The following is a 15646-nucleotide window of genomic DNA, read 5'->3' as shown; positions in this document are numbered from 1 at the left end:
TTGTCCTCCACAGATCGGTCTCCGACCCGGGTCGAGTCGGTTAGCTAAGGCTTACCTTAGTCCAACCTGTGACCGCGCCGAGAACGATCGGTCAGCGCCGTGGCAGCACGATCGGGCGTCCGGTATCCGGATCGCGCAGCACGCGGACCGGAGTGTCATACACGTCGGTGATCCGCGCCTCGGTCAGCACGGCGTCGGGTGAGCCGTGGGCGACGATGCGGCCGCGGTCGATCACGGCGACGTCATCGGCGTACGCGCCGGCGAGCGACAGATCGTGCAGCACCACGACCACCGCGCGCCCGGCGCGCGCGAGGGCGCGCGCGATCCGCAGTACGTCCTCCTGATGGCGCAGGTCCAGCGCGGCTGTCGGTTCATCCAGGAGCACGATCCCGGTATCCTGCGCCAGCACCCGGGCGAGCGACACGCGGGCCTTCTCTCCGCCGGACAGCGAGGGATACGACCGCGAGGCGAGGTGTGCGACGTCGGCCTGCGCGAGCGACCGCGCGATGATCGCCGCGTCGTCGCCCTGGCGCTCCGTTCCGCTCCACGGCGCGCGACCCATCTCGACGACCTGAAGCGCCGTGAAGGCGAACGCGACGTGATTCGACTGCGTGAGGACAGCACGCGAACGCGACAGTCGGCGCGGATTCCACTCCGCAAGCGCACGATCGTCCAAGCTCACCCGACCGGCCGTCGGACGCAGATCGCCGGTCAAGACGCCGAGCAGGCTTGACTTGCCCGCCCCGTTGGGGCCGACCAGGGCAAGGAGTCGCCCGTAGCCGATCTCGAGCGTGACGTCCTCGAGGATCACCGCGTCGCCGATGCGATACCCGACGCCCCGCAGCGCGAACGCCGTGCGCGTCATGCCCAGCCTCCTGACCCGCGCCGGTTGCGACGGATGAGCCAGTAGAAGAAGGGCCCGCCGATCAGGGCGGTCAGGATGCCGATCGGGAGGTCGGCTGACGGCACGAGCGTCCGCGCGAGCAGATCCGCGTAGACGAGCACGGTCGCACCGCCGAGGAAGGACAGTGCGATCAGCGGACGGTTGGCCGGACCGAGCAGCATCCGGATGATGTGCGGGACCACGAGCCCGACGAACGCGATGATCCCGACGAACGCGACTGCGACACCCGTCAGCAGAGCGACCAGCACGATCGACAGGAGGCGCAGTCGCTCGACCCGCACCCCGAGGTGTGCGGCCGTGCGATCGCCGAGCGCGAGCAGGTCGTACTGCTCCGCGAGCGCCAGCGCGAGTGCTGTGGCCAGCAGACCGACGACGGCCACCAGCAGCACCTCGCCCCAGCGCGAGCCGTTCATCGATCCGAGCTGCCAGAACACGATCTGCTCGCGCGATGCGGTGTCCCCGGCGAACATCAGCAGCGCCAGAACGGCTCCCGCGAAGGCGTTGACGGCGATGCCGGTGAGGATCAGCGTGATCGCCTCGGTTCTGCCGTGCGAGCGCGAGGTGGCGTAGACGATCAGGGTGGCGGCCAATCCCCCGACGAAGGCGAACGCCGCGATGGACCACGGCCCGAAGGCGGTCAGCCCGAGCGTGATGGCCGCGGCCGCGCCGACGGCAGCTCCGGACGAGACGCCGACGACACCGGGTTCGGCCAGGGGATTGCCGAAGATCGCCTGCATGACCGCTCCGGCCACGGCCAGAAGTCCGCCCACGAGGAGCGACATGACCACGCGGGGGAACCGGATCTGCCACAGCGTCTGTTCGATCAGCCGCGCGTCCGGCGCCCACGCGTTGTCGATGCCCACGGCGCGCAGCGCGGAGCCGACCACCTCCAGCGGACCGATCGGCAGCTGTCCGAGGCCGGCGGAGAGGAGGATCCCGACCACCAGCAGTGCGCCGGTCGCCGTGCACACCAGTGCGCGACGTCCGCCGCCGACGGCACGCGAGGCCGGAATGTCGGTCGCGGCGGTCCGCGCCGGCCCTACCCGGGTCACGATCCGGCCGTGGGCGCGTAGATCGCGCGTGCGAGAGCCTCGAGCACCCGCGCGGAGCGGGGTCCGAAGGAGAGCACCTGCCCGTCGGCCATGTCCACGAATCGCCGCTGCTGCCCGGCGCGGGTCAGCCCGATGGCCGGCTTGGACGCCAGGAGCGCATCGACGCCGCCGACGGAGTCCAGTCCTCCGGTCATGACGAGGATGAGGTCCGGGTCGGCGGCGATCATGGCCTCATCGGTGAGTGGCTGCATGCCTCGCCAGCCCAGCTCTCCGGCGACGTCGACGCCCCCCAGCGCCGCGATCAGGTCATCAGCGCCGGAATCCTCGCCGAAGAGGTAGTAGACGCCGGCTGTGCCGCGCAGATACAGGAAGACGATGCGCAGCCGGTCCGGTCCTGCCGGGGCGAGCCGTGCGATCTCGGTGCGCACGGCCTCGACCTCCGCGAGGATCTGCGTGGCCAGCAGGTCGCCGGTCTGCGGTGCGCCGAACACCGCCGCGACGTCGCGGGCCAGTTGCGCCGCGCCGTCGAGCGAGGCTTCGTTCTGAAGGAAGACGACGGTGATGCCGACGTCACGCAGCTGCTCCACGACGTCCCGTGGGCCGACGCTGCCGTCCGTGAGCACGAGGGTCGGCGCCAGCGCGATGACCGCCTCGGCGTTGACGGTGTGGCCGCCGCCGGTGACCAGGGGCAGCTCGGAGCTCCCCGGGAAGATCGTGGACGCATCCCGCCCGACGAGAGTGTCTCCGAACCCCAGACCGCGGACTGTCGCAGCGATCGAGCCGGACAGATCCATCGCGATCACGCGCGAGGTGTCTGCCACCAGGGTTGCCACGTCGCCTGCGGCATCCCGGGAGGGGACCGTCACCGGCAGCGACTGAGGCGGGTCGGCGGCGACCGGGACGATCGCGTCATCCCCGAGAACGGCCGTGGTCGGTCCCTCGTAGTCGCGGGGGTCGGCGAGCGGAACGATCCTGCTGAGGGGCACCTGCTCACTCGCCGTCACCGCATCACCCGCCGGCGCGCGCGATGACGCAGTGCTGCATCCGCTCAACCCGAGGGCGGCTGCCACCACGAGAGCCAGGAGCGCCCGCGAGCGCCTCACGCTGCGCCGCCCGAGCCGGTGCGTGCATTCCTGCCCGTCCCGCGGCGGCGCGCGAGCAGGACGCCGCCGACCGCCGCGCCGGCCGCCACGAATGCGGCGACCGCCCACGAGATCCATCCCGGGCTCGCATCGGCCGGACGACTGTCGGCGGCGGGAGCGGCGTCGACCGGCGCGGTCGGCGGACCCGGCGACGGGGTCTGGGTCTGTGCGGATGCGCAGACGGCGGTCACCGTGATCGTGATCGGATCGAAGGCGGAACCCGCCTCGTAGTTCGCGAACGCGGCGAAGCCCTCGGGCGTGATCGCCGTAGGCGCCGCCGCGGCGGCGATCGTGACCCCGTCGCGGGACGCATCGATCGTCGCGGTCGTCAGGTCCACGTCGATGAACGGCACCTGAGACACCGAATCGGCCGCAGTACCGCCCGCGAGCGCTTCCTCCATCGAAACGCCGGACACGTCGAGGTGCACCCGGGCGGCGCCAGGGCCGGTGAATTCCAAGGTGGGATCCCGGAAGGTGGTGTCCAGCAGCCCGCCGTGGCCGGTGAAGCGGATGCCGCCCGGGAAGGCGACCGATCCGGTCTGCGTGTCGGGGTCGTACCATCCCGTGCCGCCGGTCCACGTGAAGTTCGGCGTCTGGTAGCCCGCTCCGCCGGTGACCTCCCACGTGCCGTCGGCGATGGTTCCCGAGATGTAGGAGCGGAAGGACTCCTTGAAGCCCCAGCTCACCTCAGCCGCGCTGACCTCGCACGCGTCATCGGTGGGCGTGGCGGCCTCGGACGCCGCAGCAGGACCGACGGCGACCGCCGCCGCCGCGAGAAGGAGAGCGCTCAACCCGGTCTGGGCGAGGCGACCGAAAACGCGAGGACGCGGTGAAGTGCGCACGGAGACATCCTGAAATCGGCGGTACGCGCGTCGGCGCGACAAGGTTAGGGGATCCTTACCTAACCTCAGTGTATGGGATGTCCCGACCTCACCCCGAGCGAGGCCGCCTGACGGCGGGGGGCGGCGCCCGGCAGCTCAGGGGCGCAGGGGGAGCAGCGCGGTGAGGTCGGCGCGGACACCCGACGCCAGGATGCGACCGGCTGCCGCGGCATCGGCCCACTGCTCCTGACCGGTCGCCAACGCGATCCACGTCGCGGGGTCGGTCTCGACCACGTTCGGCGGCGTTCCCCGGGTATGTCGGGGCCCCTCGATGACCTGCACGGCTCCGAACGGCGGGACCCGCACCTCAACCGAGCCGCCCGGGGCCTTCTCGACAAGCAGCTGCAGCAGATACCGCACGGCCGTTGCCAACTCGGCACGCGCCGGCTTCTCGGATGCCGCGGTCGCTGCTCCGACGGCGGCCAGCGCGGCGCGGCCCTCGTCGACCAGGATCTTCTTCGGCATCCATCCACGCTACGCCCGCACCGAGCTCGCGGAAGCGGGCGTGCCGTCACGTGAGGTCGTCCGCGTCACGCGCCCACTGGGGCGCCTCATCGTCGGCCGGAGCATCCAGATCCACGACGATCGTCGTCACGTGCTCCGCCCGCGCCGGGCGCGCGTGGGCGGAGACGATGCGATCCAGGATGAGCGCGAGGGTGCCGGTGATCAGCAGGCCCGCCGCGACGCAGACCCCCGCCGCGACGCCGAACACGCGCAGCAGGCCGGACGCTCCCGCGTCGAACGGGTCGCCGGCTGCCCCGCTCGAGGTGAAGGTGATGATCGCCGCGGCGACCAGCCCGAGGACGATGCCGGCACCGAGGAACCGCCCGTACCGAGGAGACGGCCGCACCACGACCGTCAGGAACTCCTCGTCAACGACGCGTCCGTCATCGACACCCCCGTCGGCGGATGCGCCGCGTTCGGCTGCCATGCGTCGATTCTCCCACCGCGGGGGCCGCTCGGCACGGGGTTGCGGCAAGCCCGGTCGATAGGCTGGGCCGGTGAGAATCCTGGTCCTCGGTTCGGGCGCGCGCGAGCACGCCATCATCCTGGCGCTGCGGTCGGAGGATTCCCCGCATGAGCTGTACGCAGCCCCCGGCAACGCCGGGATAGGCGAGGATGCCGTGATCGTGGACGTCGACGCGAACGATCCGGTCTCGGTCACGGAATTCGCCAACGAGAACGCGATCGACCTGGTCGTCGTAGGCCCGGAGGCGCCCCTGGTCGCCGGCGTCGCCGACGCCCTGCGTGAGCGGGGCATCCCGGTCTTCGGGCCCGGCCGCGCCGCCGCGCAGTTGGAGGGCTCGAAGACGTTCGCCAAGCGGATCATGGACGCCGCCGGCGTCCCGAGCGGTCGCGCGATCCGGGCGAGCACGCTGGACGAGGTCGCCGCCGCGCTGGATGAGTTCGGTGCACCGCACGTCGTGAAGGCCGACGGCCTGGCCGGGGGCAAGGGCGTGCTCGTCACACCGGATCGGACCGCCGCCCTGGCACACGCCGCGAGCTTCCTGTCGTCCGGTGCCGTGCTGGTCGAAGAGTTCCTGGTAGGACCGGAGGTTTCGCTGTTCTTCCTCAGCGACGGCGACCATGTGCTGCCGCTCACCCCGGCCCAGGACTACAAGCGGCTGGGCGACGGCGATGCCGGTCCGAACACCGGAGGCATGGGCGCCTACTCGCCGCTGCCCTGGCTGTCGGATCTCTTCGGCGACGAGAACACGTTCGTGCACCACGTCACCACCGAGATCGCCGAGCCCGTCATCCGGCAGCTGGATTCGGAGGGCACCCCGTTCATCGGACTGCTCTACGCGGGCCTGATCCTCACCGAGCACGGAATCAAGGTCATCGAGTTCAATGCCCGCTTCGGCGACCCCGAGACGCAGGTGGTGCTGCCGCGCCTGGTCGATCCGCTGTCCGGGCTGCTTCTGGCCGCGGCATCCGGCACCCTCGAGGATCAGCCGCGTCCCGCCTTCGCAGACGCCGTCGCCGTGACGGTGGTCCTGGCCAGCGAGGGATACCCGCAGGCGCCGGTCACCGACAGGCCGATCCGCGGGCTGGATGCCGCGGCATCCGTCGCAGGCGTGCACGTAGTCCACGCCGCCACCGCCGAGCAGGACGGGGAGCTCATCGCGACCGGCGGCCGCGTGCTCAACGTCGTCGCAGTCGGCACGACCTTCGCCGAAGCACGGGATCGCGCGTACCGCGCCCTGAGCCGTGTCGAGCTGGACGGCGGTCAGTACCGCACGGACATCGCGCTGCGGGTCGTCGAGGCCTGACCGGCGGTGGCTGCGCCGCCATCGCGCGGGTGAGCGGCGTCGGGGCGTAGCGTGGCGATGGGGGTTGCGATGGGGTGCCGCACAAGAGCCTGGACGCCGGGATGCGCCGTGGCGACACTGCTCCTGCTCGCCGGATGCGCGGCGAAACCGCTGCTGCGAGGAGAGATCGACGAGTCCGTCGCGGAGTATCCGGCACTCGAATGGATCGACGCGGAGCTGAGCTTCGAGCCGCTGCCGACCGCCCCGCCGCTGCGGCAGATGCCGCTCATCGTGCTCAGCTCCGACCGGCTGATCGGACCCACCATCCCGGGGCTGAAGGCCGCAGGCGTCATCGGCCAGGAGGTCCCCGACGACTTCGGGTACATCACCAACACCGGACACCAGCGGAGTCAGTCGGTGCAGGCCGAGATGGTGGCGGGCTCGGTCTTCACCACGAAGACCGACAGCGGGCACAACGTGCACATCGAACAGCCGGCGCTGGTGGCGGACGCGATCCTGCAGGTGCTCGAACGGGTACGGCACGGCGCGAAGACGGCGGTCGGCTGAGGCGCAGGGATAGACCGCGGCAACCGCCGACGGTCCGACACGGGGAGGTGGCATGACCGATCGCAGCGAAGTGGGGTCCATCGGCGTCATCGGCGGCGGGATCGTCGGCATCGCGCTGGCGCGCGCGCTCGCGCAGCGCGGCGCGGGCGAGGTGACGGTCCTGGAGAAGGAGGCGCGACTCGCTCAGCATCAGACCGGTCACAACTCGGGTGTGGTGCACGCCGGCCTGTATTACGCGCCCGGTTCGCTCAAGGCGACCCTGTGCGCGGCCGGGCGGGTATCGATCAGGGAGTTCTGCGAGGAGAAGGGCCTGCCCTATCGCGAGGTGGGCAAGCTCGTCGTGGCCGTCGACGAGGCCGAGCTGGGGCCGCTCGCCGAGATCGAGCGGCGCTCGGTCGCGAACCGCGTGCCGGATCTGGTGCGGATCGACGATGCGTCGCGCCTGCGCGAGATCGAGCCGCACGTGGCCGGGGTCGCCGCGGTGCACTCTCCGCACACCGCCGCGGTGGACTACGCCGCGATCACCGATGCGATGGCGCAGGACGTGCGAGCTGCGGGCGGACGAATCCTGCTGCACAGCGAGGTGACCGGCATCCATCTGGAAAACGGTGGAGTCCGCGTGATCACCCCCCTCGGCGAACACGTCTTCGATCGCCTGGTCGCCTAGTCCGATGTCGTCGCCAGGCTTGTGGGGGCGGATCCGTCGCCGAAGATCCTCCCGTTCCGGGGCGAGTACTGGGAGCTGGCGCCGGAGCGGACCGACCTGGTCAACGGGATGATCTATCCGGTGCCCGACCCGCGGTTCCCCTTCCTCGGGGTGCATTTCACGCGCGGGGTCTACGGCAACGTGCACGTCGGGCCCAATGCGGTACCGGCCCTGGCGCGGGAGGGCTATGGCTGGCTGCAGGTCTCGCTGCGCGACACGTGGGAGTCGCTGCGGTGGCCGGGCGCATGGCCGCTGGCCAGACGCCATTGGCGGATGGGCATCGACGAGATCAGCGGATCGCTGATCAAACCGCTGTACTTCCGGAAGGCGCGACGGTTCGTGCCCGAGCTGAAGATGTCGGACCTGCAGGAGAAGAGCTCCGCCGGGGTCCGCGCGCAGGCCTGGGGGCGCGGCGGTGAGCTGCTGGATGACTTCGCGGTCGACCAGGTCGGACCGGTCACGGTCCTGCGCAACGCCCCCTCCCCGGCCGCGACCTCGTCGATTGCGATCGCCGACTACGTCCTGTCCCACTACCTGACCGGGTCTGCCGCCTAGTCGGAGCGGACGCCGCACCGCGCGGCCGGGCCGCGTCGGGCCTGTGGTTGGCTGGGAGCATGACCGACACGACGATTCCCGAGGCCCGGCCCGCTGTTGCGGATCGGTTCGCGCGCGAAGGCGGCCGGAACCGGTTCACCGCGCGGCGGGCCACCGTGACCGGAGTCCAGCGCATCGCTCCGCCCCTCGTGCGTGTGACCGTGTCCGGTCCCGACTTCGCCGACTTCACCAGCGGTGGTCCCGCCGATCACGTGCGCGTGTTCTTCCCGGACCCGGTGACCGGTGAGCTGGTGGCACCCATCCCGGTGGGCCCGGGTGCGGACGGCATCGTGCGCCCGGACCGCGCATCGATCTCACGGGACTTCACCCCGCTGCCGCGCGCCGTGGACGGCGGCTTCGAGATCGACCTTGACTTCTTCGTGCACCCCGACCCCGGGCCCGCCTCGTCGTGGGCGGAGTCCGCGCGGACCGGCGACCAGCTCGTCGTGCTCGGGCCACGCGGTTCGCGGCGGGCGCCGCAGGATCTGGACGGGTTGGTCCTGATCTGCGATGAGACCTCGCTGCCTTCGGCCAGCCGCTGGGTGCGGGATATCCCCCCAGGCACGGGGGTGGATGTCATCGCGGCCGTCCAGGGAACCGGAGACTGGGTCGCCGGCTACCTCGGCCAGGTTCCGGGTGTGCCGATCCGCGTGCACCTCGCGCGGCCGGACGCGTCCGGTGCGAGCGTCCTCGGCGCCCTGGCGGATCTCCCGCCGATCGGCCCCGGTGTGTTCGTGTGGGCGGCGGGTGAGGCTTCCGCTCTGGTGCCGGTCCGGCGCCACCTGCGTCGCACACTGGGGCTGCCGGCCGCGCAGGCCCAGGTGAGCGGGTACTGGCGCCACGGTCTGGTGGCGTTAGATCACCACGCGCCGATCGATCCCACCGACCCGGACTGACACCCGCCGCCACGGGTCGCACCCCGGCCCGGAGGCCGGTGCGGGGTGGGAACTCGCGCAGGTCGCCCACAGCCCGCAGGGGCGTGCGCGGACCGCCGTGAGCAGGGGGCGACGGCAGAGACCCGGCGCCCGGGATAATGGGCAGGTGACAACCCCTCTCGAGCTCGCCGGCTGGCGCCACCGATACTCCGGCAAGGTCCGCGACCTGTACGCCCCGGCGGAACCGTCGACGGGTCCGCAGCGCCTGCTCGTGGTGGCCAGTGATCGGGTCAGCGCGTTCGACCACGTGCTCTCCCCCGGCATCCCCGGTAAGGGTGTGCTGCTGACCACGCTGAGCCTGTGGTGGTTCGACATGCTGGCCGGCGGTGACGGCGGCCGCGCCATCCCCAACCATCTGCTTCCGTCCCGCCTGCTCACCCGCGGCCAAGACGGTGTGCCGAACACCGCCGACGATCTCGTCTCGCTCATCCCGGCCGAGGTCGCAGGGCGCGCGATGGTCGTGCAGACCCTGGCGATGGAGCCGATCGAGTGCGTCGTGCGCGGCTACCTCACCGGCTCCGGATGGGCGGAGTACACCCAGAGCGGCACCGTGTGCGGCATCCCCCTGCCGTCCGGGCTGCAGAACGGGGACCGACTGCCCGAGCCCATCTTCACGCCCGCATTCAAGGCGCCGATGGGCGAGCACGACGAGAACATCTCGTTCGAGCGCACCGCCGAGATCGTCGGCGCTCAGCGCGCAGCGGAGCTGCGCGACCTGTCCTTGGAGATCTACCGGCGCGCCGCACGGACGGCCGAGCGACGGGGCCTGATCCTGGCCGACACGAAGTTCGAGTTCGGCACCGACGACGCCGGCGTGCTGACTCTGGCCGACGAGGTGCTCACCAGCGACTCCTCTCGGTACTGGGATGCCGCGGCGTGGGAGTCCGGCGCCACCCCGTCCGAGCGCATGGCGAGCTTCGACAAGCAGATCGTGCGGGACTGGCTCGCGGCGAACTGGGCGCCGCAGGACCGCGCCGGCACCCCGCCCCGGCTGCCGGCGGAGATCGTCGAACGGACCGCGGATCGCTATCGCGAGCTGTTGGAGCGACTCACCGGCTGAACCGGGGCGCCGGTGCACGCCGGGATCCTGCCTCATCCGGGGAATGCCCGGACGCCGGGCCGCGTTGTATATGCACATGAATGAAGTGATCGAGGTCCGGGCGGACAAGCTGGCCGCCGACACCGCCATGGGTGCAGTCACCCTGCTCGTCGGCGACCTCGACGGCATGACCCGCTACTACCGCGACGTGGTCACCCTGGACGTGCTGGCCGCCGACGATCGCAGCGCGCTCGGCGATCGGGCGGTGACCAACTCGGTGACCCTCGGTCGCGTCGGCCGCCCGATCGTCGTGCTGCAGCACGATCCGGCGCTCACGCACGCCTCCCCGGGCTCGGCCGGTCTGTACCACACGGCGATCCTGTTCGAGACGCAGGCGGCCCTCGCCGCGGCGCTGTACTCGGTCGCACGGCACGCGCCGGAGACGTTCACCGGCTCGGCCGATCACCTGGTCAGCCAGGCGTTCTACTTCACCGACCCGGAGGGCAACGGCATCGAGTTGTACTGGGACCGCGATCGCACGGACTGGTCCTGGGTGCATGGCCAGGTCGAGATGTCGACTCTGTACCTCGATCCGAACGCGTTCCTCGGCCGGCACCTGACCGAAGAGGCGGCCGAAGCGCGGGTGACGCAGGATGCGGCATCCGTCGGCCATGTGCACCTGTCCGTCGGGGACGTCGCGACCGCCCGCGCCTTCTACGTCGATGCGCTCGGATTCGACGAGACCCTGAGCGTGGGCGATCAGGCGGTGTTCGTCAGCGCCGGCGGATACCACCACCACATGGCGATGAACGTGTGGAGCTCCCGCGGTGCGGGGCCGCGGATGCCGGCTCTCGGCCTCGGCCGGGTGGATCTCGCACTGCCGGACGACGACGCGATCGGCTCGCTCGGCGAGCGTCTGCGCGCGCACGGGTTCGCCGTCCGCGACGACGGACGCACCCTGGGCTTCAGCGATCCGTGGAACAACCGGATCCTCGCCTCGGTCGGTCACTGATCCGCAACCGCCGGAGTGCCCGGCAGAGGGCCGGGCCGGGGCTCAGGCGCTCTCGCGGACGACCAGTTCGGTCTCCAGCATGCTCACGTGGCGCGGGCTGCGCCCGGCCAGCAGGTCGAGCAGCATATCGGCCATCCGCTGACCCTGCGCGAAGGACGGCTGGCGCACAGTGGTCAGCTGCGGTGAGACGGATGTCGCGACCGGCGAGTCGTCGAACCCGACGATCGCGATGTCATCGGGCACGCGGATCCCGGCCAGACCCAGCCTGGCCAGCACGCCGCGAGCCATCAGGTCGCTCGCGACGAACAGGGCGTCCGGCAGATCGCCCTGCGCGAGGATGCGCGCCATCGCCGCCGAGCCCCCGTCTGCGGTGAAGTTGCCCTCCTCGACGATCCCCTCGGGCAGACCCGCCTCGGCCATCGCCTGACGATAGCCCTCCAGTCGGTCGATGCCCGCCGGCATCGTCAGCGGTCCGGTGATCGTCCCGATCCGACGATGACCGCGTCCGATCAGGTGCGCCGTGGCCGTGCGACCGCCGTTGACGTTGTCGACGTCGACGTAATAGGAGCGCTCGCGCTCACGGACCGGCCGGCCGCCGTAGACCACCGGCACGGCGGCGGCGATGCGGTCGATGAAGAGGTCACTGGTGTGGTGCGAGACCACGAACGCCCCGTCGACGCTGCCGCTGCGCACGTAGCTGGTGGTCTTGTCTCCAGGGTCGTCGCTGGCGATGAACAGGTTGAGCACGTAGTCGGAGCGGCTGAGCCGCGCGTTGATGCCCGACACGATCGCGGCGAAGAAGGGGTCGCCGAAGAATCTCGTCGTGTCTTCGGGGACCACCAGCGCGATCGCATGCGTCTGGCGGCTGGCCAGCGATCTGGCGGCGCGGTTGGGCACGTAGTTCAGCTCGGCAATCGCCCGCTGCACCGCCGTCAGGGCTTTCGGGCTGACCGCGGTCGATCCGTTCACGACCCGCGAGACGGTCGAGCGCGAGACACCGGCGGCAGCCGCGACCTCTTCGATCGTGACAGCGGTCCCCATCGTGTGCGTGCCCGTGTCGGTCATGCCGCGCCTTCCGTGTGTGTCCCGCAAGGCGTGCTACGAGCCGTTCGCCCCCGCCGGCATCGTGTCTCCGAGTGCGCGCTGCGCGATGATGCGCGCGTACTCCCGGCCGCTGTCCTTGATGGAGCGTTCCTGCGAGTCGTAGTCGACCCGCACGATTCCGAACCGCTTCTCGTATCCCCACGCCCATTCGAAGTTGTCCAGCAGCGACCAGTAGAAGTAACCGCCCACCTCGACGCCGGCATCCATCGCGTCCAGGATGGCGCCGAGGTGCAGACGGACGAAATCGGTGCGCTCGACGTCGTGCACGCGTATCGTTCCGTCTTCGAGCACTGGCTCGTCATCATATGCCGCGCCGTTCTCGGTGACGAACAGGGACGTGCCGGCCGGCACCGCGTACTCCTCCGAGACGCGCACCAGCAGCCGGGTCAGGCCCTCGGGCTGCACTTCCCAGTTCATCGGAGTCCGGGGCAGGCCGCGGTCGTGCCAGAAGATGCCCTCCGAGGAGGGGAACGGCGACTCGGTGCGACGCTCGGTGGGCGCCTCGCCCGCCTGCGGGGGCACCGCGGGGGCATGGCCGCCGACGAGCTCGCCGTGGTAGTAGTTGACCCCGAGCGTGTCGATCGGGGTCGCGATCGTCTCCAGGTCGCCCGGCCGGATGGCGGCGCGCAGCGCGTCGTCGGCGATCTCGTCGAAGATGTCCTGCGGGTACTGCGCGCGGAAGATCGGGTCCAGGAACCACCGGTTGAACTGACCGTCGATCCGCCGCGCCGCGTCGAGGTCGGCAGGGTCGGCGGGGTCCACCGGGTCGGCGACCGTGAGGTTGAGGGTGACCCCGAGGTTCAGCGACGCGTCTCGCGCGCGCAGCTCGCGCACCGTCTGCCCGTGGCCCAGCAGCAGGTGGTGGGCAGCCAGCATCCCCTCGCTCTTGCTGTAGTGGCCTGGGGCGTGCACCCCTGCGGTGTAGCTGAGGAACGACGAGCACCACGGCTCGTTCAGGGTGGTCCACACGTCGACCCGGTCCCCGAGGGCGTCGTGCATGTCCAGCGCATACTCGGTGAACCGGTCGGCCGTGTCGCGGACCGTCCAGCCGCCCCGCTCCTGCAGGGCCTGCGGCAGGTCCCAGTGGTACAGCGTCAGCCACGGCAGGATGCCGGCCTCGAGCAGTTCGTCGACCAGCCGACGGTAGAAGTCGACGCCCTGGGGGTTCAGCGCGCCACCGTCGGGACGCACCCGCGACCAGGACGTGGAGAAGCGGTACGTCTGCAGTCCCATCGACTTCATCAGCGCGACGTCGTCGCGGTAGAGGTGGTAGTGATCGCATGCGACGTCGCCGTTGTCGGCGTTGATCACGGCACCGGGTACACGACTGAACGCGTCCCAGATCGAGTCGCGCCGTCCGTCCTGGTGCGCGGCACCCTCGATCTGGTAGGCGGCGGTGGCCGCGCCGAACAGGAACTTCGTCGGGAACGGACGTGCGGTTTCGAGCATGCGAGCAGAGGCCTCTCGGAGTTCGGTGGTCATGTCAGCCTTTCACCGCACCGGCCATGATGCCGTTGACGAGCTGTTTGCCGGCGAAGGCGAACAGGATGAGCAGGGGGATGGTGGCAAGCAGCACGCCGGCCAGGACGATGGAGTAGTCCACGAAGTAGTTCGACTGCAGAAGCGACAGGGCCACCGGGAGTGTCGGACTCTGCCGGTCGAGCACGATGAACGGCCAGAAGAAGTTGTTCCAGGCGCCCACGAAGGTGAACAGGAACAGCATGGCCGCGGCGGGCCGCGCGGCGACGACGCCGATGGTCCAGAACGTGCGGATCATGGATGCGCCGTCCACGCGAGCGGCCTCGATCAGCTCGTCCGGGACGGACTGGCTGAGGTACTGGGTCATCCAGAACACCCCGAACGCGCTCGTGAGCGCGGGGATGATGATCGCACCGATGTTGCCGGTCCAGCCCAGGTCCGCGAACAGGATGTACAGCGGCACGACGCCGAGCTGCGTGGGCACGGCCAGGGTGGCGACGATGAAGGCGAGCAGCCACCCTCTGCCGCGGAACCGGAGCTTGGCGAAGGCCCACCCGGCCAGGGTGGAGAACACGACGACGGATGCCGCGATCACCGTGGAGCTGAAGATCGAGTTCCACAGCGCGACCCAGAAGTTCACGGCCGAGTCGTTCACCACCGACAGCGCGTTGGCGATGAAGTTGCCGCCGGGGATCCACGACATGTTCGGGTCGTTGATCGTCGATGCGGTGCCCGAGCCGATCAGGAACGACCAGTAGTAGGGGAAGATCGCCGAGGCGGCCACGACGCCGAGGCCGATGTACACCCACGTGCCGGCGCGTACGCCCCGGATCCTGGTCGTCCGTTCCCCGCGCCACCGGCGCCTGGCGTTCGGGATGTTCTCCTCGACGATCGCGAGGGGTGGTGTGTCCAGAGACGTCATCGCCGGATTCCCTTCCGTCGGCGCGGTGCGATCTCGCCGCGGCCGCCTTCGTCGCGCACGACGCGGCGGGTGATGAGCAGGTTGATCAACCCGATGGCCAGGATGATCAGGAACAGGATCCACGCCAGGGCCGCTGCCCTGCCGAAATTGAACTCGCCCCAGCCGATGTTGTACAGGTACAGCGTGATCGTCAGCCACTGCTGAGCCGGCCCGCCTTCACCCGTGTTGTCGAACATCCGCGGCTCGTCGAAGATCTGCAGGCCGCCGATCGTGGCGGTGATGATGACGAAGATCAGCGTAGGACGCAGCGACGGCAGCGTGATGCTCCAGAACTGGCGGAACGCGTTGGCGCCGTCGACGGTGGCGGCCTCGTAGTACTCGCGCGGGACCGCCTGCATCGCGGCGAGCAGGATGAGCGCGTTGTACCCGGTCCAGCGGAAGTTGACCATGGTGGCGATGGCGATGTGGCTCCAGAACGGATCCTTGTGCCACGGGATCGGATTCAGGCCGAGGTCGGTGAGGATGCCGTTGACCAGGCCGTGGTTGTCACCGAACATGTTGCTGAAGATCAGGGCCACGGCGACGGGCGCCATGACGAACGGAAGCAGCACGCTCATGCGCCAGAACGTCTTGGCGCGGATGTTGCGGTCGAGCATCGCGGCGATGAAGAGCGCGAGGATCAGCTGCGGCACCGAGGACAGCAGGAAGATGCTGAAGGTGTTGCGCAGGGCCGTCCAGAACTGGGGCTGGCCGAGGATCCAGATGTACTGATCGAACCCGACGAACTCGCCGGAGTTTCGCACCAGGTCCCATTCCTGGAACGAGATGACGGCGGTGAACGCGATCGGGAAGAGCCCGACGATCGCGAACAGCAGGAAGAACGGGGAGATGTACAGATACGGGGACAGCTTGAGGTCCCAGCGGCTCATCCGACTGCCGAAGGAGATGCGGCGGGTCGGCTTCTCTCGGGGTTCGGCGGATGCCGATGCCCTCGGGGGGCGGGTCTCGGTCGCGGTCACGTGGGGCTCCGTATCAGCGGGGGCGGCGGCGTAGCGAT

Annotated in this window: 15 protein-coding genes and 1 pseudogene; 6 read left to right on the top strand and 10 right to left on the bottom strand. The window is 70.2% G+C overall.

From position 1 onward, the window contains the following. Positions 1-91 precede the first annotated feature (91 nt). The 6 genes from QNO12_RS00475 to QNO12_RS00450 form a co-directional block, all read right to left on the bottom strand. A complete protein-coding gene (locus QNO12_RS00475) occupies positions 92-865 on the bottom strand; it encodes a heme ABC transporter ATP-binding protein (RefSeq protein WP_257500879.1) in 774 nt (257 codons plus the stop codon). Continuing rightward, positions 862-1917, bottom strand: coding sequence for a FecCD family ABC transporter permease (locus QNO12_RS00470; RefSeq protein WP_374113564.1), 1056 nt, complete (start codon positions 1915-1917; stop codon positions 862-864). The genes QNO12_RS00475 and QNO12_RS00470 overlap by 4 nt, the downstream gene beginning before the upstream one ends. Before the next feature lie 35 nt (positions 1918-1952). Further along, a complete protein-coding gene (locus QNO12_RS00465) occupies positions 1953-2960 on the bottom strand; it encodes a heme/hemin ABC transporter substrate-binding protein (RefSeq protein ID WP_257500880.1) in 1008 nt (335 codons plus the stop codon). Between the two features lie 95 nt (positions 2961-3055). After that, positions 3056-3940, bottom strand: coding sequence for an HtaA domain-containing protein (locus tag QNO12_RS00460; protein WP_257500881.1), 885 nt, complete (start codon positions 3938-3940; stop codon positions 3056-3058). A gap of 135 nt (positions 3941-4075) precedes the next feature. Further along, entirely contained in the window at positions 4076-4444 is a 369-nt protein-coding gene (locus QNO12_RS00455; protein WP_257500882.1) for a sterol carrier family protein, read from the bottom strand. 46 nt (positions 4445-4490) lie between these two features. Further along, positions 4491-4910 (bottom strand): hypothetical protein, encoded by a 420-nt coding sequence (locus QNO12_RS00450; RefSeq protein ID WP_257500883.1) that lies wholly within the window; start codon positions 4908-4910, stop codon positions 4491-4493. A 70-nt stretch (positions 4911-4980) separates the two neighbouring features. Between QNO12_RS00450 and purD the strand changes: the two genes are divergently transcribed. The 6 genes and pseudogenes from purD to QNO12_RS00420 all read left to right on the top strand — a co-directional run bounded on the left by purD (position 4981) and on the right by QNO12_RS00420 (position 11084). Further along, a complete protein-coding gene (gene purD, locus QNO12_RS00445) occupies positions 4981-6252 on the top strand; it encodes a phosphoribosylamine--glycine ligase (protein WP_257500884.1) in 1272 nt (423 codons plus the stop codon). A gap of 108 nt (positions 6253-6360) precedes the next feature. Continuing rightward, the gene (locus QNO12_RS00440; RefSeq protein ID WP_257500885.1) at positions 6361-6798 is read left to right on the top strand and encodes a hypothetical protein; all 438 of its coding nucleotides are present in this window, start codon (positions 6361-6363) and stop codon (positions 6796-6798) included. Positions 6799-6850: 52 nt separating this feature from the next. Beyond that, positions 6851-8059 (top strand): annotated as a pseudogene (gene lhgD / locus QNO12_RS00435) (L-2-hydroxyglutarate dehydrogenase). A gap of 59 nt (positions 8060-8118) precedes the next feature. After that, positions 8119-8994, top strand: a complete 876-nt coding sequence (locus tag QNO12_RS00430; protein WP_257500887.1) for a siderophore-interacting protein — start codon at positions 8119-8121, stop codon at positions 8992-8994. A gap of 145 nt (positions 8995-9139) precedes the next feature. Beyond that, positions 9140-10093 carry a phosphoribosylaminoimidazolesuccinocarboxamide synthase gene (locus tag QNO12_RS00425; protein ID WP_257500888.1) on the top strand — a complete coding sequence of 318 codons (954 nt, stop codon included), beginning with the start codon at positions 9140-9142 and terminating at the stop codon, positions 10091-10093. A gap of 76 nt (positions 10094-10169) precedes the next feature. Further along, positions 10170-11084, top strand: coding sequence for a VOC family protein (locus QNO12_RS00420; protein ID WP_257500889.1), 915 nt, complete (start codon positions 10170-10172; stop codon positions 11082-11084). Between the two features lie 42 nt (positions 11085-11126). Here QNO12_RS00420 and QNO12_RS00415 read toward each other — a convergent pair whose 3' ends face one another. Genes QNO12_RS00415 through QNO12_RS00400 form a run of 4 tightly spaced genes read right to left on the bottom strand, consistent with a single transcriptional unit; the run spans position 11127 to position 15608 of the window. Continuing rightward, positions 11127-12149, bottom strand: a complete 1023-nt coding sequence (locus QNO12_RS00415; protein WP_257500890.1) for a LacI family DNA-binding transcriptional regulator — start codon at positions 12147-12149, stop codon at positions 11127-11129. A 33-nt stretch (positions 12150-12182) separates the two neighbouring features. Continuing rightward, the gene (locus QNO12_RS00410; RefSeq protein WP_374761001.1) at positions 12183-13670 is read right to left on the bottom strand and encodes a GH1 family beta-glucosidase; all 1488 of its coding nucleotides are present in this window, start codon (positions 13668-13670) and stop codon (positions 12183-12185) included. A gap of 1 nt (position 13671) precedes the next feature. Next, positions 13672-14589, bottom strand: coding sequence for a carbohydrate ABC transporter permease (locus tag QNO12_RS00405; RefSeq protein WP_257500891.1), 918 nt, complete (start codon positions 14587-14589; stop codon positions 13672-13674). Continuing rightward, positions 14586-15608: a carbohydrate ABC transporter permease gene (locus QNO12_RS00400; protein ID WP_374113556.1), complete on the bottom strand. Its 1023-nt coding sequence runs from the start codon at positions 15606-15608 to the stop codon at positions 14586-14588. Before QNO12_RS00400 ends, QNO12_RS00405 begins: the two co-directional genes overlap by 4 nt. Positions 15609-15646: the final 38 nt, after the last annotated feature.

The organism is Microbacterium sp. zg-B185 (assembly GCF_030246885.1).
In the GTDB taxonomy this organism is placed as follows: domain Bacteria; phylum Actinomycetota; class Actinomycetes; order Actinomycetales; family Microbacteriaceae; genus Microbacterium.
Note: the sequence above shows the minus strand (reverse complement) of the source record. Positions and strands in the feature narration are given on the sequence as shown.

What these genes read in the sequence shown, in the direction of transcription:
- QNO12_RS00415 (WP_257500890.1), bottom strand. Translation starts at nt 12,149, where the DNA reads ATGACCGACACGGGCACGCACACGATGGGGACCGCTGTCACGATCGAA.
- QNO12_RS00430 (WP_257500887.1), top strand. Translation starts at nt 8,119, where the DNA reads ATGACCGACACGACGATTCCCGAGGCCCGGCCCGCTGTTGCGGATCGG.
- QNO12_RS00475 (WP_257500879.1), bottom strand. Translation starts at nt 865, where the DNA reads ATGACGCGCACGGCGTTCGCGCTGCGGGGCGTCGGGTATCGCATCGGC.
- QNO12_RS00455 (WP_257500882.1), bottom strand. Translation starts at nt 4,444, where the DNA reads ATGCCGAAGAAGATCCTGGTCGACGAGGGCCGCGCCGCGCTGGCCGCC.
- QNO12_RS00450 (WP_257500883.1), bottom strand. Translation starts at nt 4,910, where the DNA reads ATGGCAGCCGAACGCGGCGCATCCGCCGACGGGGGTGTCGATGACGGA.
- QNO12_RS00420 (WP_257500889.1), top strand. Translation starts at nt 10,170, where the DNA reads ATGAATGAAGTGATCGAGGTCCGGGCGGACAAGCTGGCCGCCGACACC.
- QNO12_RS00410 (WP_374761001.1), bottom strand. Translation starts at nt 13,670, where the DNA reads ATGACCACCGAACTCCGAGAGGCCTCTGCTCGCATGCTCGAAACCGCA.
- QNO12_RS00405 (WP_257500891.1), bottom strand. Translation starts at nt 14,589, where the DNA reads ATGACGTCTCTGGACACACCACCCCTCGCGATCGTCGAGGAGAACATC.